We start from the raw sequence: 15,454 nt of genomic DNA, 5'->3' as shown, positions 1-15,454 counted from the left end.
GGAGACAGATGTCAGGCGGTCCGCTCCGGTCCGGCCCCGTGGGCCCGGTTCCCGGAGGGGTCGTCGTCCAGGCGGCCGAGCCGCTCGCGCACCTTCTCCGCGTCCGGGTGGTCGAACTCCACGAAGATCGCCAGGGCCTGCCGCCAGCTGTCCCGCGCGGCCTCCGGTTCCCGGGCGTCCAGGTGGACGTCGCCGAGGTTGCCGAGCGTGTGGCCCTCACCCCACCGGTTGCCGATGTCCCGGTGCGTCTTGAGGGCCTGGAGGTGGTACTCCACCGCCGCGTCGTACCGCCGCAGCCGGCGGTGGACGGTGCCGAGGATGTCGAGGGTGACCCCCTCGACCCAGCGGTTGCCGCCCGCGCGCAGCACGGTCAGCGCCTGGTCCAGGCAGGCCACCGCCTCGTCGAAGCGGCCGAGCTTCTGGTAGGCGTCGCCCAGGTTGCTCAGGGCGATGCCCTCGCCCCACGCCCCGCCGATGCGCCGCTCGATGGCCAGCCCGCGCCGGGTGTACTCGACGGCCCTGTCGAGCTGTCCGGCCTGGAGGTAGGCGTCCCCCAGGTTGGCGATCGCCGAGGCCCGGCCGTCGTGGTCGCCGAGATCGCGGTGGGCGGCCATCGCCCGGTGCAGGTGCTCGATCGTCTCGTCGAGCCGGCCCGAGGCGCGCAGCGCGGCGGCCAGGTCGGCGAGCGCCTGCGCCTCGCCCACGCGGTCGCCGGCCGCGCGGGCCGCGTCCAGGCCCGCCCGTGCGGTGTCGAGCCAGTCGTGGGTGTGGCTGCGCAGGTAGAAGAAGCCCCACAGCACGGCGGGCAGCCGCCACGCGATGCCGGGGTGCCCGGACGCCGCGGCCTGGTGCACGGCGCTGACCAGGTTGCCGCGCTCCCGCTCGCACCAGCGCACCGCCTCGTCCTGGGTGGCGAACTCCAGCGGCCGGCACGGCTCGGGCAGCGGTTCGAGGGCGATCCGGCGCCGGTGCGGCGTGATGTGCGGGTACGCCGCCTCCGCGGTGTGCAGGTACCAGGAGAGCAGCCGCTCCACCGCCCGGTCCCGCTCCTGCGGCGTCTCCTGCACGCCGACCCGCTCGGCGGCGTACACCCGCAGCAGGTCGTGCAGGGTGTAGCGGCCGGGGAAGTGCTCGGTGAGCAGATGCGCCCGGGTCAGCTCCACAAGCAGGCCGCGGGCCTCCCGGGACGGCAGACCGGCGAGCGCCGCCGCCGCGGGCGCGGAGATGTCGGGCCCCGCGTGCAGGCTCAGCAGGTGGAACAGGCGTGCCGCCGGGGCGGACAGCACCCGGTACGACCAGGAGAAGACGGCCCGCACGTCCGTGGTGATGTCGTCGCCGCCCGCGAACGCGTCGAGACTGCCGTGGGACTCGCGCAGTTCGTCGACGATCGCGCTGAGCGGGAAGGCCGGATACGCGGCCGCGTGCGCGGCGACGATGGACAGCGCGAGCGGCAGCCGGGCGCACCGGGTGATGATCTCCTCCGCCGCGTCGGGCTCCGCGGCCAGCCGCTCGGGCCCCAGGCGGCGCGCCAGCAGGTCGTGGGCCTCGGCGGGCGAGAGCTGGTCCAGCGTCAGCGGGTGCGCGCCCTCCCCGGCGACCAGCCCGGTGAGCTGGTTGCGGCTGGTCACGATGACCAGGCAGCCGGGGGAACCGGGCAGCAGCGGCCGGACCTGCTCGGTGTCCCGCGCGTTGTCGAGCAGCACCAGCACCCGGCGCCGCGCGAGCAGGCTGCGGTACAGCGCCGCCTGGGCGTCGAGGCCGGCGGGTATCCGCATCGGGGGGACGCCGAGCGCGTCGAGGAAGGTGCGGATGGCCTCCTCCGGCGTCACGACGACACCGGTCGGGTCGAAGCCCCGCAGGTTGACGTAGAGCTGTCCGTCCGCGAACCGGTCGGCGATCTCGTGGGCCCAGTGCACGGCGAGGGTCGTCTTGCCGATGCCGGCCATGCCGCCGATCGCGCTGATCACCACGGAGGCGGGCACGCCGCCGCCCTCGGGCAACAGGGCCCGCGCCCGATCCAGTTCGGCGCAGCGCCCCACGAACGTCGGCAGATCCGCCGGGAGTTGGGCGGGGCGCGCCGGTTCGCCCAGGGCGGGCGGGGCCGGGTCGGGCGGCCGGGGCGCCGCCGGGTCCTCCCCGCGGTCCGCCCGCCCGGACCCGTCCCCCGGCCCGGCGGGCCGGTAGGGCTCGGGCGGGAGCAACTCGCGGTCCGGGGACGGGCCGGCGCCGAGGGAGGTGTCGGCGGCGAGGATGCGGTCGTGCAGGTCCTGGAGCGCCGCCCCGGGTTCGATGCCCAGCTCGGCCACCAGGGTGGCGCGCGTGCCGCGGTACGCGGCGAGCGCCTCGGCCTGCCGGCCGGCCCGGTACAGCGCGAGCATGAGCAGCCGGCAGAGTTCCTCCCGCAGCGGGAACCGGTCGGTCAGCGCGAGCAGTTCGGCGATGACCTCGCCGTGCCGGCCGAGTTCCACGTCGACGTCGAGCCGGATCTCCAGGGCCGCGAGCCGCTGTTCGTCGAGCCGGGACGCCTCGGACTCGGCGAGCGGGCCGGGGACTCCGCCCAGCGCGGCTCCCTGCCAGAGCGCGAGCGCGGCGTGCAGCAGCCCGGCCGCCGCCGCGGGTTCGCCCTCGGCGCGCAGCCGTCGGGCCGCGGCGACCCGCTGCTCGAACACGTCCAGATCCAGGGCGCCTTCGGCGACCCGGAGCAGGTAGCCGTCGCCGACGGACACGAGCACGCGGGGTGTCCCGGTGGTGTCCCGGCGCGGTTCCAGCGCCTTGCGCAGCCGCGACGCGTAGGTCCGCAGGACCGACACGGCCGCCGCGGGCGGTTCCTCTCCCCAGACCGCGTCGAGGAGTTCGCCCAGCATGACGGGGCGCCCCCGGCGGAGCAGCAGGGCCGTCAACACCGCACGCTGCTGCGGGGAACCGACGTCCACCTCCTGTTCTCCGTGCCATGCCCGGACCTGCCCCAGCACGGCGAAACGCACCCATTCCTCATTGGCGTCCACGCGTCGGACTGTACTGAACACCTGTTGCCATCAAGGGCGCTCGACAAGTCGGTGAGGCGTCCGCGGCCGGTTCCCGCTGCCCTCCCGGTCCGTCCGCCGCCGCCCTCGGGGGCAGGAATCGCCGGCCGGTGGCGCCCGCGCGGTCCGGTCCCGTTCCGGTCCGCCGGGAGATTGAACCGATGCCGTGCGGCTCCCGTTGCGCTGGGCGGGGACCGACGCGACGGACCGCGCCCGAGCCGTGCGGCGGGGACCGTCAGGAAGGAAACGCGATGAGCCGGGGCGAAGAGAGCGACGAGCCGACCACGGGGGGCGACCCCGCCGCGGCCGGGCCGCCGGGGGAACTCGGCGGGCCGGAGTCCGCGGAGCGGGGACCGCAGCCGGTCGCGCGCTTCGCCGTGGTCATCTCCGGCGACGGCTCGGCCGCCATCGACGGCGAACCCGTACCGGCGGCGGGGACCACGGTCGACGCCGCCATCCTCGACGCCCTGCACGGCCACGCGCGGGACCTGGGCACCACCGTGACGGCCTCGATCTCCGATCCGTCGGCGGGGTACGTGGCGTTCGTCGAGGTGGCCCCGGACGGTTCGAGCAGCCTGCTGGACCAGCGCGAGCAGCCGGCACCGGAGCCGCCCGCGGGTCCGGCCGCCGCGCCGCCGCTCCCGCCGGACGCCCTGACCGGCCCCGACGGTGCGGACGGCACCGGCGACCTGGCGGCCCCGCCCGCCGCCGCCCCGGACCTCCCCGCCGAGGACCCCGGGCACCGTCCCGGCGAGGACGCGCACCCCGGCCCCGGCACGCCGCCCCCGGCCCCGGCCCCGGCCCCGGCCCCCGCAGGACCGGACGACGCCGACCCGTACGCGGACGGCGCTCCCTCGGGCGACGCCGGCGCCCCGGCCGGGACCGGCGCCGTCGCGCCGGCCGGCCCCGCAGAGCCCGCCGCGGGCCCGCCGGCCCCCGCCCTCCCGGTCCCGGACACCGACCCGTACGCCGACGCGCACCCCGACCCGTACCCCACCGGCGACGACGACCGGGACACCCCGCACCACGAGCACGACCCGTACCCCACGGGCGACGACGACCGGGACGGCCCGTACCACGAGCACGCCGAGCCGGGCCGGTACGCGGAGCACGGGAGCCACCGGGAAGAGGACGATCCCGGCCCGTACGCGTACGGGCCGCAGGCGCCCGGGAGCCTCGGCGGCCCCGACGAGGACGCACCGGACCCCGGCGACGGCGCGGACGCGCGCACCGCCGCGGGGTTCGGCGCCGGAGCCGCCGCCGCGTCCGCGCCGAACCTCGTCCGCCGGCCGGGAGCACGCCAGTCGGACGACGAGTACCAGGGCCCCGGGCTGCTGCACCGCCCGCTGGTGGTCGGGCCGGTGGCCCTCGTCGTGGCGGCCCTGGTGATCGTCCCGCTCGTCGTCCTGGGCAGCGGCGGGTCGGACGACGGCGGACACCGCAAGGAGGCCGCCCGGTCCAGCAGTGAGACGAGCGCGAGCCCGCGGGCGGAGCGGTCGGGACCGATCTCCACGTCGTCCCCGAGCCTCCCGCCGCCGCCCAGCCCGTCCTCCTCGCCGTCGGCCCGGCCGAAGAAGTCGAAGGACGCGGAGGGGACCGCGGGGGCGACGGACCCGCGCAGCGGGGGCGGCGTCACCGTCACCGTCACCGCCCGGCCCCCGCAGGCCACGGTCACCGCCAAGCCCCCGCAGGACACCGCGGCCACCGCCGTGAAGCAGCTCGCGAAGGCCGATCCGTCGGGGCGGCACATCTGCTACCGCGCCTACGTCTCCGGGCTGGGCTGGCAGAAGCCCGCGTGCGACGGCACCATGGCCGGCACCATCGGCCGGAACCGTGCGATCAAGGCGCTCAACATCGCCGTGACGGGCGGCAAGGGGTCGGCCGCCAACGCCTTCGTGCACAACCCCGACTCCAAGGACGGCAAGGGTCGCTGGCTGCCGAGCTGGACGGCCATCGTCCCCGACGGCCGCAACAACTACATCGGCAGCTCGAAGAAGGGCGCGCCGAACATGTCCGGCTTCGCCATCAACATCGGCAGCGGCCGGATCTGCCAGATGGCCAAGGTCCACTCCTACGACTGGGGAGGCCAGGGCTGCGCGGACGCCCGTCCCGGCTACGTCTTCGGCGGCGCCCTGGAGAACGACCGCTACCTGGAGGCGGTGAAGTTCACGATCTGACGCCGCCCGCCTCGCCCCGGCACGGCGGCCGACGCGCACGGCGGACCGCGGTGCCGGAACCGTCCCGGCCCGGAGGAACCGCCGAACCGGGGCGATCCCGGCGCGGACGGCCGGCACACCGGACGCCACCGGCGGCCCCGGATGCGGTCGCCCGGACACGGCGCCACCGCGCCCGAGGGCGCGCCCTGCCCGGAGGGCGGGCCAGGCAGGCGGCCCCGGACACCCGCCCCGCGCCGAGGGTCGCGGGGCCCCGCAGTGTGCCCGCGCGGCCCCCGCCGCCTGCCCTCGCCGCTGCCCGGCCGGGCAGCGGCCGTCCACCGACGGAACCGACCCCGGCCATCCGCCGTCCGCCCCCGGAAGGGCGGGCCCCGCACCGGCGCCGGGCCACGGGTCCGCGAAGGCCACGGGGATCACGCCGCGACGAGCGGGGCCGTAGGTAGCCCCTGCCCCCATGTCACGCGGGAACCGGCCGGATCGGCCAGGCGTCACCCGTCACGCCGGAACCACCCCGCACGACCCGACGCCACCTGACACACCGCCCCTCCCACGGCGGGACCGGCGCGCCACCCGTCACGCCGGAACCCGGCTCACGATCGGCCGGGCGCCACCCATCACAGCGCCCCCCACGGCCGGACCGGCGCCAACCGTCACAGCGGAACCGCCGCGGACACCCCGGCGCCACCTGACACACCGCGACCCCACGGCCGGACCGGCGCGAGCCTCCACAGCGCCGCCGCCCTGGACACCACCTGACGCAACGTCACCCTCGCGCTCGAACGTGCGCCAACCGTCACGCCGGAACCCGGCTCGCGATCGGTCAGGCGCCACCGATTTCAGCGGAACCGCTGCGCACAAAACGGCTCCTGACGCACCGTCACCCTCATATGCGAACCGGCGTCACCCGTCACGGCGGGACCCCGCTCGGCCCGCCCGCGCCACCGTCACGCAAGGGCGGTCCCCGGGGCTCACGTCACGGCCGGGGCCCGGCGGGAGGTCGGGGGCCCGGCGCCAGCCGCAGCGCCATCACGGGGCAGGCGGCGACCGCGCGCCGGGCGTGCGGGGCCAGCTCCGGCGGGATGCCGGGATCGCGGAGCACGGGATACCCCCACTCGTCGAGGTCGATCCGCTCGGGCAGCAGTTCGGCGCAGAGTCCGTACCCCTCGCAGGCGGCGAAGTCGACGGACAGGGCGTGCGTCGGGGCGTTGGTCGCCCCCGCGGAGCGGTTCATCGCCATTCCTCCTTCGCGGGCGGCCGGGCCGGCGGGACGGGCAGCACGAGCGGCAGGCGCGCCGCGCCGCACGGCCCGGTCCGCGCGTGCCGTTCGGCGTCGGCGGCGAAGACCCGCAGGGCGGAGGCGGCGAGCCGGGCGGCTCCGTCGGGATGACCGCAGGCGCCGCGCCCGGGGAGCAGGCCGAGCCGGCGGTGCAGCCGCTCCGGCAGCGCCCGGTCCCCCGTACCGCGGGCGAGCGCCGCGAAGTCCTCCGCGACGGCCGGCAGGCCGAGCCGGCACGGCCCGCACTGCCGGGCGCTCTGCGCGGCCAGGTAGCCGAGCACCGCCGCCGTCTCGGCGAGCCCGCAGGCGCTCGCGGGCAGCGCCACCAGGACCCCGGCGCCCCGTTCCGGCTCCGCGGCGTCGGGTGGCTGGGGCAGCCAGGTGCCGAAGAAGCCGCCGGAGAGCACCGCGCCGAGCCGTTCGCGGGGGCCGCCGGCCCGGTGCAGCGCCGCCGTCACCGACAGGTCCGCCGGGATCTCGTACACGCCCGGTTCGTGGACCGCGCCGGCGACCGTGACCAGGCGGGTGCCCGGTGCCCGGGGGCTGCCGGCCGCGCGGAACCAGCCGGGACCGTGGCGGGCGATCAGCGCGAGGTGGGCCAGCGTCTCCACGTTGCCGATCAGGGTGGGCCGTCTGCGGACCCCGCTCTCGAACGGGCGCGGCGGAGTGGCCAGGGGCCGGGCGTCGCCGCCGTTCAGCCAGCTCACCAGGGACGTCTCCTCGCTGGACACGAAGTGGTGGGGCAGCGCGTGCACCCGCACGTCCACCGGGTCGAGTCCGGCGCGGCACCGCTCGGTGACACGGGCGGTGAGCCGGTCCGCGGAGCCCGTCCCGTCGCGGGGCACGCACAGATGCACCGTGTCGGCACCGACCGCGACGGCGGCGAGCACCGCGCCGTCCAGCACCAGGTGCGGGGCGAGGGAGAGCAGCACCGCGTCCTTGCGGCTCGCGGGCTCGCTCTCCATGCCGTTGGCGACGACCACCCGGGGTCCGCGCGCGCCCGCGACGGAGCGGAGTTTGCGGCCGGTGGGGAAGCCGCCCCCGCCGCGGCCCGTGAGTCCGGCCTCCTCCACGGCCCGTACCAGGGGCATGGCGGCCCCCCGGCTGCGGGCGGCTGCGAGCGGGGCCGGGCCGTACCGGCCGAGGTGCTCCGCCAGGTCCGCCGGGCGGCCGGTGTCGTACCAGCCGTGCAGCAGCCGTTCCCCGTGCGGGCCGAGGGGTGGTGCCGGGGAGGTCCCGGCGAGGACGGACCCGGTGTCGGCGTTCATTCGGCCTCGTCTCCTTCGTGCGTGTCGTCCTGCTCGGGCTGCGGCGGCGGGGCCGGCGACCGGTGCGGGGTCGCCGGGGCGGTGGGCGCGGCCGGCGGTTGCGTGCCGCCCGCCCGGTGGGCCCAGCCGGGCCGCAGCGGGCCGGCGGCGAGGAACGCGACGAGGGTCACGGGCACCACCAGCAGGGCCGCCGCGGTCCACCGGCGGGGGCGGCGGGCGGCGGTCCCGGCCCGCACCCGCCACCGGAGGGCGGCCGCCACGGCCGTCAGGCAGGCCGCGTACAGCGCCAGTTGCAGGGTCAGCCGGGTGTCCGTGCCGGTGCCGGCCGCGTGGAAGAGCGCCACCGGCCACGCCCCGTAGGCCAGCCAGTGCACCGCCTTCCAGCGGCGCCGCCCCAGCCGGCCGCGGACCGCGCTGGTGACCGCCACCGCCAGCAGGAGGTCCAGGGCCACCGCGCCGAGGCCCACCCACACGGGGCGGTAGGAGGCGGCGAACGGGACGACGGCGGCCGGCCAGGTCAGGTGGGCGTAGCTGTCCGCGATCGCGGTGACGATGTGCAGCGCCAGGAACGCGAGCGTGAGCAGCGACAGGTTGCGGTGCAGCGCGGACACCTCGAACCGGCCGATCCGCACCGGTGCGCAGCGGCCCGCCGTGGCGATGCCGAGCACGACCGTCGCCGTCAGCAGGACGAACGCGACCGTGCCGCCGGCCCGCGTCGCGTACCAGAGCGGGCTGGGTCCGGAGGTCCCCGCGGCGAGCAGGGCGGCGCCGTTCACCGGTCGCTCCCGTCGGCGGGCCACGCTCCGAGGCGCGTCACGCTGCCGTCGGTGCGGACCAGCCGGGCCGGGAGCCCGGTGGAGCGCAGCCATCCGGGGGCGCGCTCGCCGAGGACCACGGCGGCGGTGGCGGCGGTGTTCGCGTCCACGCAGCTGCCCGCGGCGACGCTGACGGTGCGCCAGACGGGCGGGGGGACGTCGCCGGTGCGCGGGTCGACGATGTGGTGGAGCGTCCGGGTGCCGCGCCGCCAGGTCCGTACGGTCGTGCCGGAGGTGGCCAGACCGCCGGACCGGACCGAGACGACCGGCAGGCCGGGACCGGCGCCGGGCTCGGGGCCGGGCCGGGCGTGGTCGTCGGCGATCGCGACGCGCCAGCCGCCCGCCGGCGGCTCCCCGGCCGCCGACAGGTCGCCGCCGAGGTTGACCAGGACACCGCAGCGGGCCGCGGCGGCGGCCCGCCGGGCCGCCCGGTCCGCGGCCAGCGCCTTGGCCGTCGCGCCGAGGTCGAGCGCCGTCCCGGCGGGCAGACCGAGCAGGCGCAGCACCGGGTCCCACCGGACGGCGCGCCGTCCGGCGGCGGGCCGGGGCGCGGGCGCCGGACCGGCGTGGGCGGCCACGGACGCGAAGGTGCGGTCGTAGCCGAGGGCGACGACGGCGGACCCCACGGTCGGATCGACGGCGCCGTCGGTGAGTTCGGCCGCGCGCAGGGCGACCTCCACGGCTTCGGCGAGCAGCGCGCCCACCGGTACCGGTCCGGTGCCCGCGGCGGCGTTGACGCGGGACAGCTCGGAATCGGCGCGGAAGCGGCTGCACGCGGCGTCGACGGCGGCCAGCTCGGCGCGCAGGATCGACAGCGTCAGCCCGGCCCGCGCCGGGTCGGCGGTGAGCAGCGTGGCCGTGGTGCCCAGCGCGGGGAAGACGGCGGTGGCGGGCTCGGTGGGGCCACCGCGGGCGGCGGGGCGGGCCGCGGAGGGGGCGGTGCGGGCCACTGAGACGGCGGGGCGGGGCGCGGAGGCGGCGGAGCCGGGCGCGGAGGCGGCGGGGCGGGGTGCGGAGGGGGCGGGAGTTTCGGCCGCGTGCCGCGCTCCGCCGCCGCGGTGCCCCGGCCGGGCGCTCACGACGCACCCGACTGGGTCTGCGGGGCCTGCCCCGTCGGCGCGGGCGCCTGCCCGGGCGACTGGAGACCGCCGCTCGGACGCGGGCTGGTGCCGCCGTCCTGCGGGGTGGTCCCGGCGGGCGGGGCGGTACCGGGGATCGTGTGCGCGTAGCCGGCGCCCAGGACGGCGGTCCCCGCGACGGCCGCCGCGGCCACCCAGCGGGTGGTGACGCCCACCCGGCGCAGTCCTCGGTCGCGGCGGCGCACGGCGTCGCGCACGGATCGGTCGTCGGCTGTGGGCCGCTCGGGAGAAGGCATGGCGGAACTCCCTCGTCAGGAGGTCGGTTCGTCCCACCACCCAGGCTGCCCGGTGACCCGTCGGGATCGGGTTCAGGAGTTCTTCGGAAGCGGTTAAGATCCCGCGCCCCCGCCGCGCGGGGCCTGGGCCGCCGGGGGCGCGGGAAGCTCCAGGACCGCGGTCAGTCCGCCGCCCGCCGTGTCCCGCAGCCGGACCGTGCCCCCGGCGGCGGTGACCAGCCGGTGCACGATGGCCAGTCCCAGACCGCTGCCGGTGGCGTGCGGATTGCCGAACCGCCGGAAGGCCGCCTCGCGTGCCGCCGCGCTCATCCCGGGGCCGTCGTCCACCACCCGCAGCACCACCCGGTCCCGTACGGCGTCGCCCTCGACCCGGACGGTCGCACCGTCGGCCACCGCGTCCAGGGCGTTGGCCACCAGGTTGTCGATCATCTGCTCGAGTTCTCCGGCGCCGAGGAAGGCGGTCAGTCCGGACGCGCAGCGGCCGGTCAGGGACACCCCCCGCTCGCGCGCCACCGCCTCCCAGGCCGTGACCCGTTCGTCCACCACCCGGTCCACCCGGACGGCGACGGGCCGGGGGGTCGCGGCCTCCGCCCGGGCCACCGCCAGCATGCCGTCCACCAGCCGGGACAGCCGGGCGATCTCCTCCTGCGCGCCGGCGAACTCCGCCGCCGTGGCCTCGTCCGCGCCCGTGCCCGCGGCGAGCAGATCGAGCCGCAGCCGCAGCGCCGTCAGCGGGGTGCGCAACTGGTGCGAGACGTCGGCGACCACCGCGCGGTGCCCGTGGATCAGGGTCTCCATCCGGGCCGCCATGGCGTTGAAGTTCGCGGCGAGCCGGCGTACCTCCGCCGGACCGCGTCCGCCCGGCGCCCGCGCGTCCAGCGCGCCCTCGCCGAGCCGCAGCGCCGCGGCGTCCACGGCCCGCAGCGGGCGTCCCACCCAGCGGGCCAGCGCCACCGCGACCAGCGCGCCCGCCACCAGGCCCCCCGCGCCGATCAGCGCGAGCCGGACCCACATGGAGGTGATCCGGTCGTCCATGCCCTCCGCCGACCGGGACAGCACCGCCACCCCGACCGGCGGCGCGGTGTCGCCGATGGGCACCGCGACGACCAGCCGGTCGTCCCGCTCCCGGGCGACGGTCTCCGGGTGGGCGAGGACGCGCCGCGCCAGATCGCCCCAGGCGACGGCGGCCTCGGCGTCCTCGGCGTCCCCGGTGTCCTCCGCGTCGCCGCCGGCCGCGTGTTCCGGGCATCCGGTGGCCGCCACGATCCGGCCCGCCGCGTCGAAGACCGCGGCGCAGTCCCCGGCCCGACCCGCCTGTTCCAGGAGGCGGCGCATCGCCGCCGGGGACCGGTGGTCCGACAGGTACTCCTCGGCCGCGGCGGCCACCGTCCGGTCAGCGGCGTCGGTCGCGTCCCGGAACGAGGCCCGCTCACGGGCCGCCATCGACAGCCCTAGCGGGACGACCGCCAGCACCAGCAGCAGGACGATCAGCGACAGGACGGCGAGGGCGATACGCCGGGTCATCGCGCACCGGGGTGACCGGGCGGATCGGGTGCGCCGCCGCGCGACGCGGGCCCGTCCGGGCGCCGCTCCTCGCCGGACGAACCGGACTCCGGCCCCTCCTGCTCCAGCCCTTCATGCTCCGCCCCCACCGCGCCGAGCCGGAACCCCCGGCCGTACGCGGTCTCCACGAGCCCGTCCACGCCGAGTTTCCGGCGCAGTGCCGCGATGTGCACGTCCAGCACCTTCGTGGGCCCGTACCAGTGGGCGTCCCAGGCGCGTTCGAGGATCTCCTGCCGGGTGACCACCCGGCCCGGATCGCCGGCCAGGCACTCCAGGATGTCGAACTCCTTGGGCGTGAGGGCGACTTCGCGGCCCGTGACGGTCACCTTGCGCGTCCTCGGGTCCACGGCGAGCGGGCCGTGCCGCAGCACCTCGGAGCCGGCCGGGCGGACGCGCCGCAGCACCGCCCGGATGCGCGCGAGCAGTTCCGCCAGGCCGAACGGTTTGACCAGGTAGTCGTCGGCGCCCTCGTCGAGCGCCGCGACCCGGTCCGCCTCCTCGCCGCGCGCCGTCACGACGATGATCGCGGCGGCCGAGCGGCGGCGCATCCGGCGGCACACGTCGAGGCCGTCCAGATCGGGCAGCCCCAGGTCCAGGAGCACCACGTCCGGCTCGGGGTCCGCCGCGAGCGCCTCCCGGCCGGTGGACACGCCGCGCGCCTGGTACCCGGCCCGCTCCAGGCCCCGCACCAGGGGGGCCGCGATCCCCGGGTCGTCCTCGACCACCAGTACCCGCACACCGACATCATACGTTTTGACCCGCTCCGGCCGGATCGGCCGGCCGGCCCGCCGTCATGGCCCGTTCGGCGCGGCCGGACCGCACCGCCCCCTCCGCCACCTGCCCCGACGCCCCGCCCGCGGCGCGATCACGGTCCCGGCGGCGGCGGGAACCGAGCGGTGAACGCGTGGGACTCAGAGGCAACTGAGAGGTGGCTGTGCGAGGGTCCCAGCCTCTTGGCACGCCGCGTTCCGACCAACCCCCCATGGAGAGAGCCCTCATGAGCCTGACCGTCGTCAACGGACTGCCCGCGCATGTCCTGTTCGTCCACTTCGTCATCGTGCTCGTCCCGCTGACCGCGCTGGCCCTCGTGGTGTCAGCGGCGTGGCCCGCCGGCGCCCGGCGGCTCGGCCTGGTGCTGCCGGTCCTGGCACTCGTGACGCTGGCGAGCGTGCCGCTGGCCAGCCACGCCGGCGAGTGGCTGGAGCAGCACGTGGACAGCGATCCGCTGGTGCGCAGGCACGCGGAACTGGGCGACGGCCTGCTGCCGTGGGCGCTCGGTCTGTTCGCCGTCTCCGCGCTCGTCTGGTGGGCGGCCCGCCGCCCGGCCACCGCGCACACCGCCACCGGCACCACCACGGACGGCACGGACGGCACGGACGGCACGGACGAAGGGACCGGCACGGGCGGGACGCGCACCACGCAGGGCACGGGCGCCGCGTGGGCCTCGTCCGCCCTGTTCCGCGGCGCGGCCATAGCCCTGTCGCTCGTCGTCGCGGTCGGCGCGGTGGTGGACGTCTACCGGATCGGCGACTCCGGCGCCAAGGCCGCCTGGCACGACGGCTACTCCAAGACGGCCACCCGCGACGGCGACGGCGACTGACACCCACCCCCGGAACACGCGCCAGGCGCCGCATCCGCTGAACACAAAAGCCCAGCTCAGACGGGGTCTGAGCTGGGCTTTCCGCTGAGCCCCCTGTCGGATTCGAACCGACGACCTACGCATTACAAGTGCGTTGCTCTGGCCAGCTGAGCTAAGGAGGCGTGGCACGCGCGCGTGCGGTGGCCGCGTGCCCGAGCAGTGTACCCACCCCGCCAGGAGCCCCTGTCGAATGTTTCCGCGAACTTCACCGGTCCCGGAGTGCTGACAGAACACGTGAACGACAGGTAGCGTCCTGGAACGGTTCACCCGTGTGGACTACACCACGACGACCTCTCGTCGTGGATCACCACCTTTACAACGGATCGTCCGGCACGTTCCTGCCGGTGAAGGGGGCCCATCACCATGGCCACTGTCTCGTTCGACAAGGCGACCCGGATCTACCCGGGTTCCGAGAAGCCCGCCGTCGACGCTCTGGAGATCGACATCGCGGACGGCGAGTTCCTCGTCCTCGTCGGTCCCTCCGGCTGCGGCAAGTCCACCTCGCTCCGCATGCTCGCGGGGCTCGAGGACGTGAACGGCGGAGCCATCCGCATCGGCGACCGCGACGTCACGCACCTGCCGCCCAAGGACCGGGACATCGCCATGGTGTTCCAGAACTACGCGCTGTACCCGCACATGACCGTCGCCGACAACATGGGCTTCGCGCTCAAGATCGCCGGCGTCAACAAGGCCGAGATCCGCCAGAAGGTCGAGGACGCGGCGAAGATCCTCGACCTCACCGAGTACCTCGGCCGCAAGCCGAAGGCCCTCTCCGGCGGCCAGCGCCAGCGCGTCGCCATGGGCCGCGCCATCGTGCGCGAGCCCCAGGTCTTCCTCATGGACGAGCCGCTGTCGAACCTCGACGCCAAGCTCCGCGTCTCCACCCGTACGCAGATCGCCTCGCTCCAGCGCCGTCTCGGCATCACGACCGTCTACGTCACCCACGACCAGGTCGAGGCCATGACCATGGGCGACCGTGTGGCCGTGCTGAAGGACGGCCTGCTCCAGCAGGTCGACTCCCCGCGCAACATGTACGACCGCCCGGCCAACCTCTTCGTCGCCGGCTTCATCGGCTCCCCGGCCATGAACCTGGTCGAGGTCCCGATCACCGACGGCGGCGTGAAGTTCGGCAACAGCGTCGTCCCGGTCAGCCGCGAGGCCCTCTCGGCCGCCGCCGACAAGGGCGACCGCACGGTCACCGTCGGCGTCCGCCCGGAGCACTTCGACGTCGTCGAGCACAACGGCGAGGCCGCCACGGCGCTGTCGAAGGACACCGAGGGCGCCCCGGCCGGCCTGGCCGTGTCGGTGAACGTCGTCGAGGAGCTCGGCGCGGACGGTTACGTCTACGGCTCCGCCACGGTCGGCGACGAGCTGAAGGACCTCGTCGTCCGCGTCAGCGGTCGCGCCGTCCCGGAGAAGGGCGCCACCGTGCACGTCGTGCCGCGCGCGGGCGAGATCCACGTGTTCTCCACCTCGACGGGCGAGCGCCTGACCGACTGACCCGGGGGCCGGTCCCGCCGGACCGGCCGCCGCCGCCCGGCTCGGCCCGCCGCGAGGGGGTCGAACGCGCACCCCGCACCGGGTGAATTCACCCAGGTTGGCGAAGAGGGCCCCGCAGCCTGCTGCGGGGCCCTCTTCGTTGTCGACAAATACCCCGGCAGAGCGGTCATTTCGATACCTGTGCGTCAACACCGCACCCCGAAAACGGCGGTTCGCCATCCCCCGAACCAGTGACTAAATGTCGCCAAATCATTACCCCGCGCTACCCTCACTCGCGTGAAGCACTCCACCACGAACCCATCGACCCGGCGTGGCCGTGGCCCCGCCCGCCGGATCGGCCGCACCCTCGCCCTCGTCCTGCCTGTCGTCCTGGTGCTCTCCGGGACTCTCGCGGTCACCCGAGTCAACTGGTCGGGGAATCCCTCGAACTCGGTGCTCACCGCGTCCTCCGAGGACGTCTCCTCGCGAGCCGTCTCCCGCACGGCCCCGCAGGACGTCCTGCGCGACAAACTCCTCCTGGAGCTCCAGGAGAAGAACCCCGGTGTCGCCCTGACCCATCTCCAGCAGGCGGTGAACGGACGTCCCTCGCTCGCGAAGCACTGCGTCTCCATCGCCCGCGCCCTGGGCCGGGCCGCCGTCCGCGCCTACGGACCCACCCGGGCCCAGTCGTTCGCGCGCCCGGTGTGCGACACGTCGTTCGCCTCGGGGGTCGCGACCACCCGTTTCTGAGGTCACCCGCCCCCACCCCCGGGGGCGGTGCCGTGCCCCTCGGAGGCCACCGAGCGCCCTCCGAGGGGCACGGCACCCGCGGCCGGCCCCAT

General features: G+C 76.5%; 12 protein-coding genes and 1 tRNA gene. 4 read left to right on the top strand and 9 right to left on the bottom strand.

Features of this window, described 5'->3' with window-relative positions; genetic code table 11:
* Positions 1–11 precede the first annotated feature (11 nt).
* Positions 12–3,005 (bottom strand): BTAD domain-containing putative transcriptional regulator, encoded by a 2,994-nt coding sequence (locus ACGFS9_RS01985; RefSeq protein WP_393249788.1) that lies wholly within the window; start codon positions 3,003–3,005, stop codon positions 12–14.
* 269 nt (positions 3,006–3,274) lie between these two features.
* Here ACGFS9_RS01985 and ACGFS9_RS01980 point away from each other — a divergent pair, with 269 nt between their 5' ends.
* Complete coding sequence (locus ACGFS9_RS01980) at positions 3,275–5,200, top strand: hypothetical protein (RefSeq protein WP_393249786.1); 1,926 nt, start codon at positions 3,275–3,277, stop codon at positions 5,198–5,200.
* A 970-nt stretch (positions 5,201–6,170) separates the two neighbouring features.
* Here ACGFS9_RS01980 and ACGFS9_RS01975 read toward each other — a convergent pair.
* The 7 genes from ACGFS9_RS01975 to ACGFS9_RS01945 form a co-directional block, all read right to left on the bottom strand.
* Complete coding sequence (locus ACGFS9_RS01975; RefSeq protein WP_393249784.1) at positions 6,171–6,428, bottom strand: ferredoxin; 258 nt, start codon at positions 6,426–6,428, stop codon at positions 6,171–6,173.
* Positions 6,425–7,741 (bottom strand): NADH-ubiquinone oxidoreductase-F iron-sulfur binding region domain-containing protein, encoded by a 1,317-nt coding sequence (locus ACGFS9_RS01970; RefSeq protein ID WP_393249782.1) that lies wholly within the window; start codon positions 7,739–7,741, stop codon positions 6,425–6,427. Before ACGFS9_RS01970 ends, ACGFS9_RS01975 begins: the two co-directional genes overlap by 4 nt.
* Positions 7,738–8,517 carry a ferric reductase-like transmembrane domain-containing protein gene (locus tag ACGFS9_RS01965; protein WP_393249780.1) on the bottom strand — a complete coding sequence of 260 codons (780 nt, stop codon included), beginning with the start codon at positions 8,515–8,517 and terminating at the stop codon, positions 7,738–7,740. Before ACGFS9_RS01965 ends, ACGFS9_RS01970 begins: the two co-directional genes overlap by 4 nt.
* The gene (locus tag ACGFS9_RS01960; RefSeq protein WP_393249778.1) at positions 8,514–9,506 is read right to left on the bottom strand and encodes an FAD:protein FMN transferase; all 993 of its coding nucleotides are present in this window, start codon (positions 9,504–9,506) and stop codon (positions 8,514–8,516) included. Before ACGFS9_RS01960 ends, ACGFS9_RS01965 begins: the two co-directional genes overlap by 4 nt.
* 125 nt (positions 9,507–9,631) lie before the next feature.
* The gene (locus ACGFS9_RS01955) at positions 9,632–9,931 is read right to left on the bottom strand and encodes a hypothetical protein (RefSeq protein WP_393249776.1); all 300 of its coding nucleotides are present in this window, start codon (positions 9,929–9,931) and stop codon (positions 9,632–9,634) included.
* Between the two features lie 93 nt (positions 9,932–10,024).
* The gene (locus ACGFS9_RS01950; protein ID WP_393249774.1) at positions 10,025–11,455 is read right to left on the bottom strand and encodes an ATP-binding protein; all 1,431 of its coding nucleotides are present in this window, start codon (positions 11,453–11,455) and stop codon (positions 10,025–10,027) included.
* Positions 11,452–12,231 carry a response regulator transcription factor gene (locus ACGFS9_RS01945; RefSeq protein ID WP_393249772.1) on the bottom strand — a complete coding sequence of 260 codons (780 nt, stop codon included), beginning with the start codon at positions 12,229–12,231 and terminating at the stop codon, positions 11,452–11,454. The genes ACGFS9_RS01950 and ACGFS9_RS01945 overlap by 4 nt, the downstream gene beginning before the upstream one ends.
* Positions 12,232–12,491: 260 nt before the next feature.
* Here ACGFS9_RS01945 and ACGFS9_RS01940 point away from each other — a divergent pair, with 260 nt between their 5' ends.
* Positions 12,492–13,094, top strand: a complete 603-nt coding sequence (locus tag ACGFS9_RS01940; RefSeq protein ID WP_393249770.1) for a hypothetical protein — start codon at positions 12,492–12,494, stop codon at positions 13,092–13,094.
* 87 nt (positions 13,095–13,181) lie between these two features.
* Here the strand turns inward: ACGFS9_RS01940 and ACGFS9_RS01935 are convergent.
* Positions 13,182–13,255: transfer RNA gene (locus ACGFS9_RS01935), tRNA-Thr, on the bottom strand.
* Between the two features lie 241 nt (positions 13,256–13,496).
* Between ACGFS9_RS01935 and ACGFS9_RS01930 the strand changes: the two genes are divergently transcribed.
* Together ACGFS9_RS01930 and ACGFS9_RS01925 are read left to right on the top strand one after the other, a co-directional pair.
* Positions 13,497–14,633, top strand: a complete 1,137-nt coding sequence (locus ACGFS9_RS01930) for an ABC transporter ATP-binding protein (protein ID WP_393249768.1) — start codon at positions 13,497–13,499, stop codon at positions 14,631–14,633.
* A gap of 276 nt (positions 14,634–14,909) precedes the next feature.
* A complete protein-coding gene (locus ACGFS9_RS01925; protein WP_393249766.1) occupies positions 14,910–15,362 on the top strand; it encodes a hypothetical protein in 453 nt (150 codons plus the stop codon).
* The last annotated feature ends 92 nt before the right edge of the window (positions 15,363–15,454 follow it).

The sequence above is a fragment of the Streptomyces sp. NPDC048566 genome (genome assembly GCF_043199735.1).
Taxonomy (GTDB): domain Bacteria; phylum Actinomycetota; class Actinomycetes; order Streptomycetales; family Streptomycetaceae; genus Streptomyces.
Note: the sequence above shows the minus strand (reverse complement) of the source record. Positions and strands in the feature narration are given on the sequence as shown.

What these genes read in the sequence shown, in the direction of transcription:
- ACGFS9_RS01950 (WP_393249774.1), bottom strand. Translation starts at nt 11,455, where the DNA reads ATGACCCGGCGTATCGCCCTCGCCGTCCTGTCGCTGATCGTCCTGCTG.
- ACGFS9_RS01940 (WP_393249770.1), top strand. Translation starts at nt 12,492, where the DNA reads ATGAGCCTGACCGTCGTCAACGGACTGCCCGCGCATGTCCTGTTCGTC.
- ACGFS9_RS01980 (WP_393249786.1), top strand. Translation starts at nt 3,275, where the DNA reads ATGAGCCGGGGCGAAGAGAGCGACGAGCCGACCACGGGGGGCGACCCC.
- ACGFS9_RS01955 (WP_393249776.1), bottom strand. Translation starts at nt 9,931, where the DNA reads ATGCCTTCTCCCGAGCGGCCCACAGCCGACGACCGATCCGTGCGCGAC.
- ACGFS9_RS01975 (WP_393249784.1), bottom strand. Translation starts at nt 6,428, where the DNA reads ATGAACCGCTCCGCGGGGGCGACCAACGCCCCGACGCACGCCCTGTCC.
- ACGFS9_RS01970 (WP_393249782.1), bottom strand. Translation starts at nt 7,741, where the DNA reads ATGAACGCCGACACCGGGTCCGTCCTCGCCGGGACCTCCCCGGCACCA.
- ACGFS9_RS01930 (WP_393249768.1), top strand. Translation starts at nt 13,497, where the DNA reads ATGGCCACTGTCTCGTTCGACAAGGCGACCCGGATCTACCCGGGTTCC.